A 16,855-nucleotide genomic window follows, 5' to 3' on the forward strand; every position below is an offset into this window, starting at 1 on the left:
GGGATGAGCACCAAGGACTTCATCGAGAAGGACTACTACAAGGTCCTCGGCGTCCCCAAGGACGCCACCGAGGCCGAGATCAAGAAGGCGTACCGGAAGCTCGCCCGCGAGTTCCACCCGGACGCCAACAAGGGAAACGTCAAGGCGGAGGAGCGCTTCAAGGAGATCTCCGAGGCCAACGACATCCTCGGTGACCCCAAGAAGCGCAAGGAGTACGACGAGGCCCGCGCCCTCTTCGGCAACGGCGGTTTCCGTCCGGGGCCGGGCGCGGGCGGCGGCGGCACCTTCAACTTCGACCTGGGCGACCTCTTCGGAGGCGGCGCCCAGGCCGGGGGCCAGGGCGCCGGCGGCTTCGGCGGCGGGCTCGGCGACGTCTTCGGCGGGCTGTTCAACCGCACCGGCGCCGGCGGCCCCGGCACCGGCACGCGGACCCAGCCGCGCCGCGGCCAGGACGTCGAGTCCGAGGTCACCCTCAGCTTCACCGAGGCCATCGAGGGCGCGACCGTCCCGCTGCGGATGTCCTCCCAGGCACCCTGCAAGGCCTGTTCGGGCACCGGCGACAAGAACGGCACACCGCGCGTGTGCCCGACCTGCGTCGGCACCGGGCAGGTCGCCCGGGGCTCGGGCGGAGGCTTCTCGCTCACCGACCCGTGCCCGGACTGCAAGGGCCGAGGCCTGATCGCCGAGGACCCCTGCGACGTCTGCAAGGGGTCCGGGCGGGCCAAGTCCTCCCGGACGATGCAGGTCCGCATCCCGGCCGGGGTGTCGGACGGGCAGCGCATCCGGCTGCGCGGCAAGGGCACACCGGGCGAGCGGGGCGGACCGGCGGGCGACCTGTACGTGGTCGTGCACGTCAAGGACCACCCCGTCTTCGGCCGCCGGGGCGACAACCTCACCGTCACCGTCCCGGTGACGTACGCGGAGGCCGCCCTCGGCGGCGAGGTCCGGGTCCCGACCCTGGGCGGGCCGCCGGTCACGCTGAAGCTGCCGGAGGGCACCCCCAACGGCCGCACCATGCGCGCCAGGGGCAAGGGAGCGGTCCGCAAGGACGGCACCCGCGGTGACCTTCTGGTCACCGTGGAGGTGAGTGTTCCGAAGGACCTGACGGGGAAGGCTCGTGACGCGCTGGAGGCGTATCGCGAGGCGACCGCGGACGAGGATCCGCGGGCGGAGCTGTTCCAGGCCGCGAAGGGAGCTTGACGGGAATGGACGGTCGTCGGCGCAATCCGTATGAACTGACCGAGGACACCCCGGTCTACGTCATCTCGGTGGCGGCCCAGCTCTCCGGTCTGCACCCGCAGACCCTGCGTCAGTACGACCGCCTCGGCCTGGTCTCCCCGGACCGCACGGCCGGGCGCGGCCGGCGCTACTCGGCCCGCGACATCGAGCTGCTCCGTCAGGTGCAGCAGCTGTCGCAGGACGAGGGCATCAACCTGGCCGGAATCAAGCGCATCATCGAACTGGAGAACCAGGTCGCCGCGCTCCAGGCCCGCCTGGCCGAGATGCAGGACGCCCTGGAGGGCGCGGCGTCGGCGATGCGCCAGCGCGAGGCGGCGGTGCACGCGTCGTACCGCCGCGACCTGGTCCCCTACCAGGAGGTCCAGCAGACCAGCGCCCTGGTGGTGTGGCGGCCCAAGCGGCACGGACAGTCCCCGGACTGACCGTCGCGCGCAGGCGGCGAAGGCCCGGTGGTCGAGCGACCTCCGGGCCTGTTCGCAACGTTGCTGTCTCATTGGTCCAGTACTTCTTGACGATTTCGTGAAGACAGCGTTGGCTTCCTTCACCTGGGTCACCACAACACCCGTGTGTCGGAAGGTAAGCGCAGTGAACAGCCGTGCCCGTCGTATCGCCATATCCGTGGCCGCGTCCATGATGACCCTCTCGATGGCCGCCTGCGGGGTGCTGGGCGCGTCGGAGAGCAGCGACAAGGCGAGCCCGACCAAGGGCAACGACATCACCGTGGGTCTGCTGCTCCCGGAGAAGGCGAACACGCGCTACGAGCAGTTCGACTACCCCTACTTCAAGGCGAAGGTCGCCGAACTCACGCGCGACCAGGGCAACGTCAAGTACGCCAACGCCGAGGCGAGCGCGTCGAAGCAGGCCGACCAGATGCAGCAGATGATCGACGACCAGGTCGACGTGATCGTCCTGGACGCGGTCGACGCGAAGGCGGTCGGGGAGAGCGTCCAGAAGGCCAAGGACGCCGGCATCCCGGTCATCGCCTACGACCGTCTGGCCGAGGGCCCGATCGACGCGTACATCTCCTTCGACAACGAGCTGGTCGGCGAGGTGCAGGGCCGCTCCCTCGTGGAGGCGCTCGGCGAGAACGCGGACAGCTCCGAGAAGGTCGTCATGATGAACGGCTCGCCCACCGACCCGAACGCCAAGCAGTTCAAGGCGGGGGCGATGGCCGAGCTGAACGGCAAGGTGACGATCGCCCAGTCCTTCGACACCAAGGACTGGAAGCCGGAGAACGCCGAGGCGAACATGACCGAGGCGATCCAGAAGATCGGCAAGGACAACATCGCCGCCGTCTACTCCGCCAACGACGGCATGGCCGGCGGCATCATCAAGTCCCTGGAGGACGCGGGCGTCACCGACCTGCCGCCGGTCACCGGCCAGGACGCCGAGCTCTCCGCGGTGCAGCGGATCGTCACCGGCGAGCAGTACATGAGCGTGTACAAGTCCTACCCGCAGGAGGCCGAGAACGCCGCGGAGATGGCCGTGGCGCGGGTCCAGGGCCGGGACATCCAGTTCGACGCGCTCGCCCGCGACAAGGTCGACAGCCCCACCCACAAGGGCATCCCCGCCCAGCTGGTGCCCGTCGTCGCCCTCACGCAGGACAACATCAAGGGCACCGTCATCGCGGACGGCTTCTACAAGGTCTCCGACATCTGCACGGCCAAGTACGAGGCGGACTGTGCGGAGCTGGGGCTGAAGTAGTCCGGTTTCCCCTCTTCGGGGTGGGTCCTCTGGAATACCCCCCGACAGGTGGATTATCCCGCTGATCGTCGCGAAGCAGGCTGGGAGTCACAAGGAACCGCACCGCTCACGTCGTGCGGTTCCGTCCCGGCCGCCCACTGCGGTCCGGGGACTCCGTCGGACGAGGGGACACACTTCGGTGAACGTCAGAATCGCACGACGCCTGGGGGTCGGGGCCGTCGCCGCCCTGGCCCTGAGCACGGCGACGCCTGCCTTCGCGTACGAGATCGGCCCGCACTCCTACGGCGGCGAGCTCCGGTTCTGGACCGAGGGCAGCCGCTCGATCATGAACATCAAGGACACGGGATCCAGCCACTGGGTGAAGGCGGAGTACTACCGCGTGGCCCATTCGGGCACCAAACTGAACCTCTGGAACAAGGGTGGGCCCGACGGTCCGTCCGACAACGACGGCAACAAGGGCACCGTCGAGAGCAGTAGGGCCTCCGAGATCTTCAAGGCCCGCGGCACGGTCTCACGCAACAACCTGCCTGACTGGCACACCAACTGGTACTCCAACTGACCGGTTCCGCCCGCGCAGTGTGACCGCAGCCTGACCGAGAGGCCGACCGGCCTCTCGGTCAGGCGTGCGTTGTCCGTGCCGCCCGCATCGAGTGATCCCCCCGACCAAGGGAGCTCCGCGTGTCCGCAACCCCTGCCCCACCCGTTCTGAGGCTGAGCGAGGTGGTCTACGGCGTGTCCGGCCGAAGCCTGCTCGCCGGTGCCGACCTCACCGTTCCCGCGGGCAGTTCCGTCTCCGTGATGGGACCGTCCGGAAGCGGTAAGTCCACTCTGCTGATGTGTGTCATGGGGCTGATCCGCCCTCAGTCCGGGCGTGTCGAGATCGTGGGGCGAGACGTGACCCGGCTGTCCGCGAGGGCGCTCGCCGCCCACCGGCGCAGGCACGTCGGCATGGTCTTCCAGTTCGGCGAGCTTCTCCCGGAACTGACCCCGGTGGAGAACGTGATGATCGCGAGCCTGCTGGCCGGCGAGGCGGTGACCGAGGCCCGTTCCCGCGCCGAGTCGCTGCTCACCCGCCTCGGTGTGCCCGGGGCCACGGCCACACAGGACCTGTCGGGTGGGGAGCGGCAGCGTGTCGCCGTGGGCCGTGCCCTTGTCAACACCCCCGAACTGCTGCTGGCGGACGAGCCGACCGGAGCGTTGGACGGCGAGCAACGGGAAGCCGTGGCCGACCTGCTGTTCAGCACCCCTCGGGAACATGGGTGCGCCCTGGTGGTGGTGACCCACGATCCGATGGTGGCCGGGCGCGCCGACGTGCGGCTGCGTGTGCACGAGGGGCGACTGGTCCAGGCCGAGGAGGCGCGGTGAACGGCGGCGGCCTGCGATGGCGGCTGCTGCGCATGGGGCGGGCGGCGTCCCGGGCGGCCGAAGCAGGCCGTATCCGGTACTTCGCCCTGTTCGCGGCGACCACCGTGTCGGTGCTCGCCGTCTGCGGATTCCTCCTCGCTGCCTCCTCCTTCGACGGCCGTGCGGAGCGCAGCCAGGCTCGTTGGCCGCGGGTCGCCGCCCCCGAGTCCGCCACCCTGCTGTGGCGGGCGACACTGGCGAGTGTCGACGACCGCCAGTACGACGTGGTCTACGTCGAGCCCCTCGTTTCCGACGCACCCCTGCCGCCCGGCCTGAGCCGGTGGCCGAAACGCGGCGAGGCCGTGCTCTCCCCCGCGCTGAAGGCCGTCGGGCCTCAGGTGCGCGCCGAGTACGGGCGGACAGCGGGGACCATCGCGCCGGACGGCCTGGAGTCGCCGAGTGAGTACTTCGCTTACGTACGGCCGACGGCCGAGCGCCTGGATCCGGACGCGATGACCAGGGCGTCCGGATTCGGCGTCTCCTGGGCACCCTCGCTCGGGGAGCACATGTACAACTTCGGCTCGAAGGAGTTCTACTGGGCCTATCTGGCGCTGGTGGGTCTCCCGGCCGGTCTGTTCGTCGTGATCGCCGCCCGGGTCGGCGCTGCGGCCCGGGACCGCCGGACCGCGATCCTGACCGCGCTGGGTGCCTCCGGTACGGCCCGGGCGTGGTTCACGGTGGGCGAGGCGTGCCTGCCCATTGCACTCGGCGCGTCCACGGCGCTCGCGGCTGTCGCACCCGTACTCCTCACCGACGTGCCCTTGCCCGTCGTCGACTTCGTGCTGTACGTCCCCGACGCTCGGGCGGCGCTGCCCCTCCTCATGGGCGCCGTGCTGGGCGTGCCGCTCGCCGTTCTGGCAGCTGTTGTGCTGCTCCAGCCGCGATACCGGCCCGGCACCTCGACCCGGCCCGTGGCCGCGAAACGGCGCCGTGAGTGGATGCTGTGGCTGTTCCCGGTCGCCCTCTTCGGCACGGTGCGGGGGACCGACCTGGCCCCCTACGACCTGCGTCTGCCGGTCCTGGCGGCCGGTAGCGTGATCACCATCGCGCTGCTGCCCGGTGTGGCCGGGGCGGTGGTGTCCGCGGCCGGGCCCGTGCTGGCCAGGTTCGGAGCCGCGCGTGGCCGGGTGGGCATGCTGGTCGCGGGCCGACGGCTGGCCGTGGGTGCGCGCCCGGTCGCGCGCCTGGTGGCCGCGGTGGTCGTCGCGGTCGGCCTGGCAGCTCAGGGACAGATCGCGATCAGCCTGTTCACGGACATGAGCGACCGGGTGCACGCCGTGGAGGAACACCTCGGCACCAGCGTGCTGCGGGTGTCCACGACGCTGTCCACCGACACGGCCGATGTGGCCTCCTTCCAGAGAGACCTGGGGACGGGCGTGCACGCCCTGGCCGTGACGCGGGATTCCCGGTCGGGACGGACCGACCTCGTCGCGAGCTGTCCGGTATGGCGAGACCTGGGCGTCGAGTGCCCGTCCGCGGGTCCGGCGCAACTGCGCACCCGGCATGCGGGTCTGGCTCGGGCGGTGCAACTGGAGCGGTCGGTCGGGGCACGCCTGTACGCCCGTACGGGAGACGTCACCGAGACCGTGCGTAGGGGCGACGAAGCGGCCCTGGTGGTGCTGGCGGCCGACGGGCGGCAGCTGGCGCTGTCGCGGGTGCACCAAGCCGCCAACGCGCACGTGGCGATGGCGACGACCGTGCAGGTGTTCGCGATGGCCGGCACCTTCGGCGGCAGTGGCGAGGGCATAGCGGCTCAGCGGTGGCTGGAGTTGCTGTCGGTGGCAGGCGTGCTGGTGATCGTGGTCGTGGCCGGGATCGGCTCGGTGGCGCAGTTCGTCCGGACGGGCCGCGAACTGGGCCCGGTCTCGGTGCTGAGCGGTAGCGGCCGTGTGTACTACGCGGTATCCGTCTGGTCCCTCCTGGCGCCCACCGCCTTCGCGGTGTGCGCGGCCGTCGCCGTGACCTGGTACGTGACGACGCCCTTGATGGCCGACTCCGCCGACCGGCTGTCGACGCTGTCGGCGGTGGGCGGGGCCGGGCTGGCGTGCGCCGCGGTGATGGCCTGGTGGGGTGCGCGTACGGCGTCCGCGGCCGGACTGGTGTGGCGCCCGCGCAACGACTGACGCCGGGCGTCCGCGGTGTCCGGTCGGCGCGGTGCCGCTCGGAGGGGGACCACGGCACGCCCGGACCCGGGGTGTGGACAGGGAACGGTCCGCACCCCGGGTCACTCCTCCGCGACGAACGATCCTTGTCCTTGGCAGGCTTCAAGGCGTCACCGTGGGCATACGCGTACCGTCGTACGCGCTAGAGGCCCCGAGCCTGTGTGCTCGTCGGCTGTGCGGGCACCTGCGCCTGCCAAACGATCCGGGAGGCCTGGACGCGGTTGTCGACACCGAGCTTGGAGTAGACCCCACGGATATGGTCCTTGACCGTGTGCGCACTGATTCCCAGCATCTCGGCCATGGCTGGGTTCGAGGCTCCGTCCGCCAGTAGGTGCACGATCTCCCGCTCCCGAGAGCTGAGCTTGTCCAGCATGGTGCGCGCGGTGGCCACCGCATCGGCCGTACGGCCTGGCCGTACGTATTGATCGACCAGGAAACGGGCGGCGACGGGCGCGAGTGCGATCGTGCCTGCGGCTGCTGCCCGTACCGCCCAGGGCAGGTGCCGCACGGAGTTGCCGCGCAGCAGGATCCCACGAGCACCGTGGCACAGCAGCATGCGTGTGGCGTGTTCCGACAAGTGGTCGACCAGTACGACGTGCACCGGTGTGGGCCCCGGGGCATTCGCCGCCGTCGGCGCGGCCGCGTTCGCCAACTGGAGGACGTCGAGTGCCTCGTCCGCGCCGCGGTGGCTGCTGACCAGCACATCCAGGCGGGTCGTCCGCACCATGGGTGACGCCGTCTCCGAGGCCTCGCCTACGATCCGGATCCTGCCGTCGTCCTCCAGTACGCGCCTGACGCCGGCCCGTTCAAGCGGCTCCGGGCCGAGAACCCCTACGCGTATCACGATCTTCGTCCCCCCATGGCCGCCCTGGTGCAGCAGACGGGTCGGTCAGGCCCCGCCGTCACCCAGCATGCACGCTGCGTACACCCCTCCGACACCTCCAGCTTGTTGCAACGAGGGGAAGTGAGGGGTGCGCGTAAGTGCTGATTCTGGTGCATTTCCGCTTCCGGTGGTGGAGGAGCCGTGTTGCGGACCCGGTCCGGGCCGCGCATAGTTGCGCTGCGGAAAGTGCCGGAACCGGGGGTGGGATGGGCGATGGCCGGGCACGGGGCTCAGGAGCATCCACACGGTGCCGACCGGCTGTGCGCGGCCGGGGATCGCCTGTACTCCCGGGCCGTACGCCGCGGCCGGGTCCCCCGCCGGGACGCCGAGCCGGTCCCCTGCCTCCTGGAACTGGCCCTGCTCCACCCCGATCCCGACGACATGGACTGGCTGGTGCCGACCTCCCCGCAGGAGGTCATGACCCGGCTGCTGCGCGGGGTCCACGACGAGGTCAGTGCCAGTCAGCGGCGGGTGGGCTCCGCGGTGGAGGCCTTCGAGTGGTACGCCGGGCTCGGCCGCCAGCTCCAGACCCCGGCCGGCACGGAGGGCACCGCGATCCGGGTCCTGGACGGCCTGTCCCGCATCCAGGCCGCCATGGACGAGGCGACGCAGGCCTGCACGACGGAGGTGCTCACCGTTCAGCCCGGCGGCATCCGGCGTGAGCACGAGCTGTCGGAGGGGCTGCACCGGGCGCTGGCGCTGCGCGGGCGCGGGGTGCGGATGCGGGACCTGTACACGCACGTCGCCCGGCACGGGCAGGGTCTGCTCACCTACCTGGAGCTGATGGGCGACACGGTGGAGGCCCGCACCCTGGACGAGGTCATCGACCGCCTCATCCTCTTCGACCGCACGGTCGCCTTCATCCCCGCCAACACCGACCGCACGGTGGCCCTGGAGCTGCGCCATCCGGCCCTGATCGCCTACCTGGTCACGGTCTTCGAACGCCTGTGGCGCCTCGCGATCCCCCTCACCGCCCCGCTCCCCGACACCGGCATCGAGGGCATCTCCCACCGTGAGCAGTCCATCGCGGCGCTGCTGGCGGAGGGCCACCAGGACGCGGTGATCGCGGAACGGCTGGGCATCAGCGTCCGCACGGCCCGCGCGCACATCGCCCGCCTCTCGGAGACCCTGGGGGCGGCCAGCCGCACGCAGTTGGGGGTACGCATCGCCCAGGCGGGCCTGGACGGCTCCCCGCCCCTGCCGGCGGCGATCAGCCTGCCTGATCAGGCTCCTGGTCGAGGATCCCCGACCGCCCGATGAGGTAGCCGAGCTGCGCGCGGCTCTCGCTGCCGAGGGTGGCCGCGAGCTTGGCGATGTGGACGCGTGCGGTGCGGACGTTCATGCCGAGGCGGTCGGCGATGTCGGCGTCGGTGTGGCCTTCGATGAGGAGGGTGGCTATGGCGCGTTGGCGGGGGGTGATGCCGTTGAGCGTCGGTGGCTGCACGGCCTCGGGGTGCATGGGCGTGGCCAGGTGCCAGAGCCGGTCGAAGATGTTGACGAAGTAGGCGACCAGGGCAGGGTGTCGGACTTCGAGGGCGAGGGAGCGGTCGGAGCTCGCCGGGATGAAGGCGACGAGGCGGTCCACGACGATGAGGCGCTCGGTGATCTCGTCCAGCGTGCGTGCTTCCACGTCCCCGGTGAGGTGCTCGTAGCGAACGCGTGTGTAGGGGGCGTGCCGGACCGTGTGCTGGTACAACGCACGGATGCGGGCGCCGCGGTCCAGGAACGCCTGATCCCGTTCCATCGCTGCTTCGTAGACCTCAGGACGTCTGCTGAGGTCGGGGTCGTATGGCTGGATGGCGAGCAGTTCGCTCCTCGCCTCGGTCATGGCTTCGGCGATGGCCCTGGTCGTACGTTCCTTGCCGGACAGGAGCCTGAGGGGCGAGGTCTCCTCGCCCCCGACGTTGCGTATGCCCAGGCGTATGAGGGGTTCGAACACGTCGGCCAGGTGCTGACCGCGCCGCCGTTCGTCGGCGATGCGGTCCTCGGACTTGCGCAGCAGCCTTTGCAGGGCGACGGTGGGGGCGACGGGCTCCAGTCGGGTCAGGTCTTCGACGGCCGGGTGCAACAGGCCGGTGTCGAGCAGGCAGGGGGCCGCGTCCGCAGCGGCACCGGGTACATGGCCCTCGCGCAGGGCGCGGGAATAGAGGGCGAGGGCCGCCTCGCACAGTTCCTCGTCCGTGTGCCGGTGCGCCCCTTCCGTCATGCGCTGTCTTCTCCCGCCATGCCCTGCCGTTCCTGCTCCAGGATGCCGGACTGCGCTATGAGGTAGCCGAGTTGGGCCCGGCTGCCGCTGCCCAGGGCCAGTGCCAGCTTGGCGATGTGGGCCCGGCAGGTCCGGACGTTCATGCCGAGGCGGCGGGCGATCGCCTCGTCGACGTGGCCCTCGACGAGGAGCTTCGCGATCGAGTGCTGGATGCCGGTGATGCCGTCGGGGGCCGTCTCGTAGGGAGCGCCCGCCGTGAGCGGGACGGCTCGGCTCCAGATGAACTCGAAGACCCTGATCAGGTACCGGACGAGGCCCGGGTGACGGAGTTCCAGGGCGACCTGCCGGTCCTCGCGGACGGGGATGAAGGCCACGGACTCGTCGCAGATGATGAGGCGCTCCACGAGTTCGTCGATGGTGCGGTATTCGACCTTGCCCTCGCTGAAGTGATCGGCGTAGGCGAGCCGGTCGGGGCTGAACCGTGCGGTGTGCTGGTAGAGCGTACGGATACGCACGCCTCGTTCGATCAGCGGCTTGTCGCGTTCCAGTCCCTCCAGCAGCCGGTTCTCAGGGCGTCGGTGGCCGCTCGGCTGGACGGTGAGCATCTCGGTCTGGCACTGGGCGGTCGCCAGGTCGAGTGCCGCGTTGATCCGGTCGAGGCCTTCCAGGACCGTGATGGAGTGCGCAGGACTTGCTTGCTGAGTGCTGATGTCCATGAACGGTTCGAAGAGTTCGGCCATCGCTATGGACAACCGGCGCTGCTCGGTGATTTCGCGTTCGATGGGATTGAGCCGTTGAGCCAAGGCGATCGACGGTGGCACCGGGCGCATCCAGTCGGCGTCGTCCGGGTCGGGGTGGAGGAGGCCGAGCTCCGTCAGGCACGGGGTCGTCTCGACGTCTGTTCTCGGTATGCGCCCAGTCCTGAGGGCGCTCGCGTAGAGGCGGCTTCCTTCCGGGCACAGCTCGGTCCCTGTATGGGGATGATCCCTATTAGTCCACTTTGTCACCAAATCTCCACCCCCCAGGGTCCTGAACGTGCAGGAACATGATGCACCGATTGTGTGGCCATGACGTGCCCGAATGAGCCATCGTCTTATCCGACGGGGGAATGAGGGACCATCAAGTGAGGACGAAGCCGACTATGCGTATCAGAATGCTTCGCTCGGTGCTTGTTGTCGCCTTCTCCGCCGTTGTGGCCATGGGTGCGCTGTCCGGCCTCTCCGGTGCGAAGAGCGACGAGCACAAAGCGGGTGGCGTTCACTTCTTGGCGGTCACGGGCCCCAAGGGTGAGCCGGCGGCTGTTCCGGCCGACAGTGTGTGGGACTGATCGCGATGACCAATCCTCCAGACGACCGCTCCTTCCGCCGGGAAATGGCCACCGCCTACCGCTCCGGCTGGCACTTCATCGATCTGGTCACCGCGATCCCCCACGCCGGTGACTCCCTGATGGTGACCGTCTTCGGTGAGCCGGTCGTCGTCACGCTGGACGAGGACGGCGACGTACGGGCGTACCGGTGCCTGCGGCGGCCGCGAGGTGCTCCGCAGCCCGTGCGGTGTGCCATCCGGTACGGAATGATCTTTGTGAACCTGGACCAGAGGGACCACCGGCTCGTGCAGCCGGAGGACCCCGAAGTGAGGACCATCTCGGCCACCCCCCGCAGCGCCTGACGCGATTCCCCCGTCGTAACAAATCGCTCAGGTGCTTCCCCCCGGCAGCGGCGTCACCGTGACCTGAACACGGTGACGCCGCTGTCGTATGCGCCGACATTTCCGGGTATCGGGCGGTCGCCGGCCTGGCTGGAAAACCCCTCGCGCGGCACGGACGCCCGCAGAGGGGGAACTCGTGCGTCACCCCCGGAGGGGACCGGTGCCGCTTCTCCCTTGAGTGGAATAGACTCAACTTTGTGTACGTTGTCTGAGTCAGCACTGGGAGACATGGCCGGATCGCCGACGGCCGACGCAAGGAGGGAAGCCAGAACGTGGACGCCGAGCTGACCAACCGGAGCCGGGACGCGATCAACGCGGCCAGCAACCACGCCGTGACCGAGGGGAACGCCGACCTCACCCCCGCCCACCTGCTCCTGGCTCTGCTCCAGGGGCAGGACAACGAGAACATCACCGACCTGCTCGCCGCCGTCGAGGCCGACCTCGCGGCCGTGCGCTCCGGCGCCGAGCGCATCGTCGCCGGGCTGCCCAGCGTGACGGGGTCCACCGTGGCACCGCCGCAGCCGAGCCGTGAGATGCTCGCCGTGGTCGCCGACGCCCAGGCCCGCGCCAAGGAGCTCGGGGACGAGTACCTCTCCACCGAGCACCTGCTCCTCGGCATCGCCGCGAAGGGCGGCGCGGCCGGTGGGGTACTGGAGGGACAGGGCGCCAGTGCGAAGAAGCTGCAGGAGGCCTTCCGCAAGGCCAGGGGAGGGCGACGCGTGACCACCGCCGACCCCGAGGGCCAGTACAAGGCCCTGGAGAAGTTCGGTACGGACTTCACCGACGCCGCCCGCGAGGGCAGGCTCGACCCCGTCATCGGGCGGGACCAGGAGATCCGGCGTGTCGTGCAGGTGCTCAGCCGGCGCACCAAGAACAACCCCGTCCTCATCGGTGAGCCCGGTGTCGGCAAGACCGCCGTCGTCGAGGGACTGGCCCAGCGGATCGTCAAGGGGGACGTGCCCGAGTCGCTCAAGGGCAAGCGGCTGGTCGCGCTGGACCTGGGCGCCATGGTCGCCGGGGCCAAGTACCGCGGTGAGTTCGAGGAGCGGCTGAAGACGGTCCTCGCCGAGATCAAGGACTCCGACGGGCAGATCATCACCTTCATCGACGAGCTGCACACCGTCGTGGGGGCCGGGGCCGGCGGCGACTCCGCCATGGACGCCGGGAACATGCTCAAGCCGATGCTCGCGCGCGGTGAGCTGCGCATGGTCGGTGCGACGACGCTGGACGAGTACCGGGAGCGGATCGAGAAGGACCCGGCGCTGGAGCGTCGCTTCCAGCAGGTGCTGGTCGCCGAGCCGACCGTCGAGGACTCGATCGCGATCCTGCGCGGGCTCAAGGGGCGGTACGAGGCCCACCACAAGGTGCAGATCGCGGACAGCGCGCTGGTCGCCGCGGCCACGCTGTCCGACCGGTACATCACCTCCCGCTTCCTGCCCGACAAGGCCATCGACCTCGTCGACGAGGCCGCCTCGCGGCTGCGCATGGAGATCGACTCGTCGCCGGTCGAGATCGACGAACTCCAGCGTGCCGTGGACCGGCTGAAGATGGAGGAGCTGGCGATCGGCAAGGAGACCGACGCGGCCTCCCTGGAGCGTCTGGAGCGACTGCGCCGCGACCTCGCCGACAAGGAGGAGGAGCTGCGCGGCCTCAACGCCCGCTGGGACAAGGAGAAGCAGTCCCTCAACCGCGTCGGCGAGCTGAAGGAGAAGCTCGACGAGCTGCGCGGCCAGGCCGAACGCGCCCAGCGCGACGGTGACTTCGACACCGCCTCCAAGCTGCTCTACGGCGAGATCCCCACCCTCGAGAGGGACCTGGAGGCCGCCTCCGAGGCCGAGGAGGAGGTCGCCAAGGACACCATGGTCAAGGAGGAGGTCGGCGCCGACGACATCGCGGACGTCGTCGCCTCCTGGACCGGCATCCCCGCCGGGCGGCTGCTGGAGGGCGAGACGCAGAAGCTGCTGCGGATGGAGGACGAGCTCGGCAAGCGGCTCATCGGGCAGGGCGAGGCCGTGCGGGCCGTGTCCGACGCCGTGCGGCGGAGCAGGGCCGGGATCTCCGACCCCGACCGGCCGACCGGCTCGTTCCTCTTCCTCGGGCCCACCGGTGTCGGCAAGACCGAGCTGGCCAAGGCCCTCGCGGACTTCCTCTTCGACGACGAGCGGGCCATGATCCGCATCGACATGTCGGAGTACGGCGAGAAGCACAGCGTCGCCCGGCTGGTCGGGGCGCCGCCCGGATACGTCGGCTACGAGGAGGGCGGTCAGCTCACCGAGGCGGTGCGGCGGCGGCCGTACAGCGTCGTGCTGCTGGACGAGGTGGAGAAGGCGCACCCCGAGGTCTTCGACATCCTGCTCCAGGTGCTGGACGACGGGCGGCTCACCGACGGTCAGGGCCGCACCGTCGACTTCCGCAACACCATCCTCGTCCTCACCTCCAACCTGGGCAGCCAGTACCTGGTCGACCCGGTCAGCAGTGAGACCGAGAAGAAGGAGCAGGTGCTGGAGGTGGTCCGGGCCTCCTTCAAGCCGGAGTTTCTCAACCGGCTCGACGACCTGGTGGTCTTCTCGGCGCTGACCAAGGACGAGCTCAGCCGGATCGCGCGGCTCCAGATCGACGCGCTCGCCCGGCGGCTCGCCGAGCGCCGCCTCGCCCTGGAGGTCACCGACGAGGCCCTGGAGTGGCTGGCCGTCGAGGGCATGGACCCCGCGTACGGGGCCCGCCCGCTGCGCCGCCTCGTGCAGACGGCGATCGGCGACCGGCTCGCCCGCGAGATCCTCTCCGGCGAGATCAAGGACGGCGACACGGTCCGCGTGGACCGCTTCGGCGACGAGCTGATCGTGGGCCCGGCGAGCGGCAAGACGCTGTAGCCCGGCGACCCGTCCCGCGCACGGCCCGTCGTCCTCCCGGGGATGGCGGGCCGCCGCGCGTCACGTGGTGAACGCGGAGAACCGCACCAGCGCCGTCCCGTCCGCCCCGTACTCCACCCGCACCTGTACGGCGTGGGCGTCCACCCCGCCCGGCAGGCCCCGCGCGGGGCCCAGATCAAGACACAGATCGCCGTCGCCGCCCCCGCAGGTGTCCGCCCGGGGCGCGGGGGCGTCCGGGTAGGTGTGCGCGAGCCAGTCCTGGACACCCGTACGGGGCATGCGGAAGGCGGCGCCGTAGTGAGTGTCCTGGAAGCCCTGCAGCGTGCACGCCCCGACCGGGCGCGCGCCGTCCGGCAGAGCTGCGCCACCGAACCGCAGGGCCTCGGAGCAGGGGACGTGCTCGGCCGCCCTGCCGTCGCCCCGGCCGTCCGACTCGGAGAGGACGAGCCCCACGAGGACGACGAGGAGAGGGAGCAGGACCAGCGCCGGGAGCGTCACGAGGGCCGCGAACGGCCCCCACCGGGTCCGCCCCCGGGGTACCCCCGTGCCGTCCTCCCGGCCCGTCGTCGCGCTCCGTGCCCGCCGCATCGCCCGCCTCCGCCCGCCCCGCGTCCACCCGACCGGCCGGATCATGTCAGCCCAGGGCTGACAGGCCCCCGGCGGGCTTGCCACGCCCCTCCCCGCATGGGGGAGGATGGCCAGATCCGTACGAAGGGAAATTCACGGTGACCATCGACCCGTCCTCGATTCCGAACTTCGGGGGCCAGCCCGAGCCGCAGCCCCAAGGACCGGCGGGCCCCGTCGTCCCGGATCAGGATCTCGTGAAGCAGCTCCTCGAACAGATGGAGCTCAAGTATGTCGTCGACGACGAGGGTGACCTCGCGGCGCCGTGGGAGCAGTTCCGTACGTACTTCATGTTCCGCGGCGAGGCCGACCAGCAGGTCTTCTCGGTGCGGACGTTCTACGACCGGTCCCACCAGATCGACGAGAAGCCGCAGCTGCTGGAGTCGATCGACGACTGGAACCGCCGCACCCTGTGGCCCAAGGTGTACTCCCACACCCACGACGACGGTACGGTCCGCCTGATCGGCGAGGCGCAGATGCTGATCGGCATGGGCGTCAGCCTGGAGCACTTCGTCTCCTCGACGGTCAGCTGGGTCCGCGCCGCCATCGAGTTCGACCGGTGGCTCGTGGAGCAGCTCGGCCTGGAGCAGGAGGTCAACGAGTCGGAGAAGCCGAAGGACGAGGACGGCGAGTGACCCGCCCCGCCTCGTGAGCGGAGCCCGGCCCGGTACCGACCGCGGGGCCGGGCTCCCGCCGTTTCAGCTCACCGACGCCTTCAGCCGGTCCACCGCCTCCTCCAGCACGGAGACCCGCTTGCAGAACGCGAACCGGACGAAGGGGGCGCCCTCCTCCCGGTGGTCGTAGAAGACCGCGTTGGGGACGGCGACGACGCCCGCGCGTTCCGGCAGGGCGCGGCAGAAGGCGAAGCCGTCGCTCTCGCCGAGGGGGCGGATGTCGGTGGTGACGAAGTACGTCCCGGCGGGGCGGTACACGCCGAAGCCCGCCTCCCGCAGCCCCTTCGCCAGCACGTCCCGCTTGGTGTGCATGTCCTCCCGGTAGGCGGAGAAGTACGAGTCGGGCAGCGCGAGGGCCTCGGCCACCGCGTACTGGAAGGGGCCGGAGGCCACGTACGTCAGGTACTGCTTGGCCGAGCGGACCGCCGTGACCAGGGCGGGAGCGGCGGTGATCCAGCCGACCTTCCAGCCGGTGAAGGAGAACGTCTTGCCGGCCGACCCGATGGTCACCGTGCGCTCGCGCATCCCCGGGAAGGTCGCCAGCGGGATGTGCTCGGCCGTGTCGAAGACCAGGTGCTCGTAGACCTCGTCCGTCACCACCAGCAGGTCCCGCTCCACGGCCAGTTCGGCGATCGCCGCCAGTTCCTCCCGGGTCAGCACCGTGCCCGTCGGGTTGTGCGGGGTGTTCAGCAGCAGCAGGCGGGTGCGGTCGGTGACGGCGGCGCGCAGTTCGTCGAGGTCGAGGCGGAAGGTGCCCTCCCCGCCCTCCGTGTGCGGGCGCAGGGTGACCGGTACGCGCGTGCCGCCCGCCATCGCGATGCAGGCCGCGTACGAGTCGTAGTACGGCTCCAGCGCGACGACCTCGTCGCCGGGCTCCAGCAGGGCGAGCAGCGAGGCGGCGATGGCCTCGGTGGCGCCGGCGGTGACCAGGACCTCGGTGTCGGGGTCGTAGGACAGGCCGTAGTGGCGGTGCTGGTGGGCGGCGACGGCGGTGCGCAGCTCCGGGACGCCGGGGCCGGGCGGGTACTGGTTGCCGCGCCCGTCGCGCAACGCCCGTACGGCGGCCTCCCGGACCGCTTCGGGGCCGTCGGTGTCCGGGAAGCCCTGGCCCAGGTTGATCGCCCCGGTCGTCTGGGCCAGGGCGGACATCTCGGCGAAGATCGTCGTCCCGAACTCGGCGAGCCGGCGGTTGAGGAAGGGGCGGGCGCTGGAGCTCTTGGGGGTCATGGCGGTCATCCTGCGCCGAAGCTCTGGAGTTCCTCAACTCTGCTTTGGCGCCGCGCGGCGAAGGGCATCTCCCGTTCACGCGACGAGCTCCACCGGCAGACGGTCGAGCGGATCGCCGAGCTTCACTCAGAGAGCGAGGCGCCCGACGGGGGGCG

At 70.5% G+C, this 16,855-nt stretch carries 15 protein-coding genes; 10 read left to right on the forward strand and 5 right to left on the reverse strand.

Annotated features, from left to right (window positions below; genetic code table 11):
- Nucleotides 1-3 precede the first annotated feature (3 nt).
- The 6 genes from dnaJ to SAM23877_RS18770 all read left to right on the forward strand — a co-directional run bounded on the left by dnaJ (nucleotide 4) and on the right by SAM23877_RS18770 (nucleotide 6,470).
- Nucleotides 4-1,200 carry a molecular chaperone DnaJ gene (gene dnaJ / locus SAM23877_RS18745; protein WP_053134402.1) on the forward strand — a complete coding sequence of 399 codons (1,197 nt, stop codon included), beginning with the start codon at nucleotides 4-6 and terminating at the stop codon, nucleotides 1,198-1,200.
- A gap of 5 nt (nucleotides 1,201-1,205) precedes the next feature.
- Nucleotides 1,206-1,661, forward strand: a complete 456-nt coding sequence (locus tag SAM23877_RS18750) for a heat shock protein transcriptional repressor HspR (protein WP_053134404.1) — start codon at nucleotides 1,206-1,208, stop codon at nucleotides 1,659-1,661.
- A 163-nt stretch (nucleotides 1,662-1,824) separates the two neighbouring features.
- On the forward strand, nucleotides 1,825-2,943 hold the full coding sequence (locus SAM23877_RS18755) for a sugar ABC transporter substrate-binding protein (RefSeq protein WP_053134406.1): 1,119 nt from the start codon (nucleotides 1,825-1,827) through the stop codon (nucleotides 2,941-2,943).
- 178 nt (nucleotides 2,944-3,121) lie between these two features.
- Nucleotides 3,122-3,502, forward strand: coding sequence for a hypothetical protein (locus tag SAM23877_RS18760; RefSeq protein ID WP_053134407.1), 381 nt, complete (start codon nucleotides 3,122-3,124; stop codon nucleotides 3,500-3,502).
- Nucleotides 3,503-3,621: 119 nt separating this feature from the next.
- Nucleotides 3,622-4,308 (forward strand): ABC transporter ATP-binding protein, encoded by a 687-nt coding sequence (locus SAM23877_RS18765; RefSeq protein WP_053134409.1) that lies wholly within the window; start codon nucleotides 3,622-3,624, stop codon nucleotides 4,306-4,308.
- Nucleotides 4,305-6,470, forward strand: a complete 2,166-nt coding sequence (locus tag SAM23877_RS18770) for a hypothetical protein (RefSeq protein ID WP_053134411.1) — start codon at nucleotides 4,305-4,307, stop codon at nucleotides 6,468-6,470. The genes SAM23877_RS18765 and SAM23877_RS18770 overlap by 4 nt, the downstream gene beginning before the upstream one ends.
- A 181-nt stretch (nucleotides 6,471-6,651) precedes the next feature.
- Here SAM23877_RS18770 and SAM23877_RS18775 read toward each other — a convergent pair whose 3' ends face one another.
- The gene (locus tag SAM23877_RS18775) at nucleotides 6,652-7,236 is read right to left on the reverse strand and encodes a helix-turn-helix transcriptional regulator (protein WP_159041987.1); all 585 of its coding nucleotides are present in this window, start codon (nucleotides 7,234-7,236) and stop codon (nucleotides 6,652-6,654) included.
- A 369-nt stretch (nucleotides 7,237-7,605) separates the two neighbouring features.
- Here SAM23877_RS18775 and SAM23877_RS18780 point away from each other — a divergent pair, with 369 nt between their 5' ends.
- Nucleotides 7,606-8,652, forward strand: a complete 1,047-nt coding sequence (locus SAM23877_RS18780; protein WP_053134415.1) for a helix-turn-helix transcriptional regulator — start codon at nucleotides 7,606-7,608, stop codon at nucleotides 8,650-8,652.
- On the opposite strand, the gene SAM23877_RS18785 is transcribed toward SAM23877_RS18780, so the two are convergent.
- Together SAM23877_RS18785 and SAM23877_RS18790 are read right to left on the reverse strand one after the other, a co-directional pair.
- The gene (locus SAM23877_RS18785; protein WP_053134417.1) at nucleotides 8,603-9,598 is read right to left on the reverse strand and encodes a helix-turn-helix transcriptional regulator; all 996 of its coding nucleotides are present in this window, start codon (nucleotides 9,596-9,598) and stop codon (nucleotides 8,603-8,605) included. The two genes, SAM23877_RS18780 and SAM23877_RS18785, sit on opposite strands and share 50 nt — an antisense overlap.
- Entirely contained in the window at nucleotides 9,595-10,608 is a 1,014-nt protein-coding gene (locus tag SAM23877_RS18790; RefSeq protein ID WP_053134419.1) for a hypothetical protein, read from the reverse strand. Before SAM23877_RS18790 ends, SAM23877_RS18785 begins: the two co-directional genes overlap by 4 nt.
- Before the next feature lie 322 nt (nucleotides 10,609-10,930).
- Between SAM23877_RS18790 and SAM23877_RS18800 the strand changes: the two genes are divergently transcribed.
- Together SAM23877_RS18800 and clpB are read left to right on the forward strand one after the other, a co-directional pair.
- Nucleotides 10,931-11,266 (forward strand): Rieske (2Fe-2S) protein, encoded by a 336-nt coding sequence (locus SAM23877_RS18800; protein WP_053142624.1) that lies wholly within the window; start codon nucleotides 10,931-10,933, stop codon nucleotides 11,264-11,266.
- A gap of 311 nt (nucleotides 11,267-11,577) precedes the next feature.
- Nucleotides 11,578-14,175, forward strand: a complete 2,598-nt coding sequence (gene clpB / locus SAM23877_RS18805; RefSeq protein WP_053134422.1) for an ATP-dependent chaperone ClpB — start codon at nucleotides 11,578-11,580, stop codon at nucleotides 14,173-14,175.
- Nucleotides 14,176-14,235: 60 nt separating this feature from the next.
- Here clpB and SAM23877_RS18810 read toward each other — a convergent pair whose 3' ends face one another.
- A complete protein-coding gene (locus tag SAM23877_RS18810; RefSeq protein WP_053134424.1) occupies nucleotides 14,236-14,763 on the reverse strand; it encodes a hypothetical protein in 528 nt (175 codons plus the stop codon).
- A gap of 137 nt (nucleotides 14,764-14,900) precedes the next feature.
- On the opposite strand from SAM23877_RS18810, the gene SAM23877_RS18815 reads away from it, so the two are divergent.
- On the forward strand, nucleotides 14,901-15,434 hold the full coding sequence (locus SAM23877_RS18815; RefSeq protein WP_053134429.1) for a YbjN domain-containing protein: 534 nt from the start codon (nucleotides 14,901-14,903) through the stop codon (nucleotides 15,432-15,434).
- Nucleotides 15,435-15,497: 63 nt separating this feature from the next.
- Here SAM23877_RS18815 and SAM23877_RS18820 read toward each other — a convergent pair whose 3' ends face one another.
- Nucleotides 15,498-16,700: a pyridoxal phosphate-dependent aminotransferase gene (locus SAM23877_RS18820; RefSeq protein ID WP_053142627.1), complete on the reverse strand. Its 1,203-nt coding sequence runs from the start codon at nucleotides 16,698-16,700 to the stop codon at nucleotides 15,498-15,500.
- Nucleotides 16,701-16,855 lie beyond the last annotated feature (155 nt).

Origin of the sequence: Streptomyces ambofaciens ATCC 23877 (genome assembly GCF_001267885.1) — a bacterium.
Taxonomy (GTDB): Bacteria; Actinomycetota; Actinomycetes; order Streptomycetales; family Streptomycetaceae; genus Streptomyces; species Streptomyces ambofaciens.

Coding starts and splice junctions, on each gene's coding strand:
- SAM23877_RS18810 (WP_053134424.1), bottom strand. CDS start 14,763: ATGCGGCGGGCACGGAGCGCGACGACGGGCCGGGAGGACGGCACGGGG.
- SAM23877_RS18750 (WP_053134404.1), top strand. CDS start 1,206: ATGGACGGTCGTCGGCGCAATCCGTATGAACTGACCGAGGACACCCCG.
- SAM23877_RS18780 (WP_053134415.1), top strand. CDS start 7,606: ATGGCCGGGCACGGGGCTCAGGAGCATCCACACGGTGCCGACCGGCTG.
- SAM23877_RS18785 (WP_053134417.1), bottom strand. CDS start 9,598: ATGACGGAAGGGGCGCACCGGCACACGGACGAGGAACTGTGCGAGGCG.
- dnaJ (WP_053134402.1), top strand. CDS start 4: ATGAGCACCAAGGACTTCATCGAGAAGGACTACTACAAGGTCCTCGGC.
- SAM23877_RS18800 (WP_053142624.1), top strand. CDS start 10,931: ATGACCAATCCTCCAGACGACCGCTCCTTCCGCCGGGAAATGGCCACC.
- SAM23877_RS18775 (WP_159041987.1), bottom strand. CDS start 7,236: ATGGTGCGGACGACCCGCCTGGATGTGCTGGTCAGCAGCCACCGCGGC.
- SAM23877_RS18820 (WP_053142627.1), bottom strand. CDS start 16,700: ATGACCCCCAAGAGCTCCAGCGCCCGCCCCTTCCTCAACCGCCGGCTC.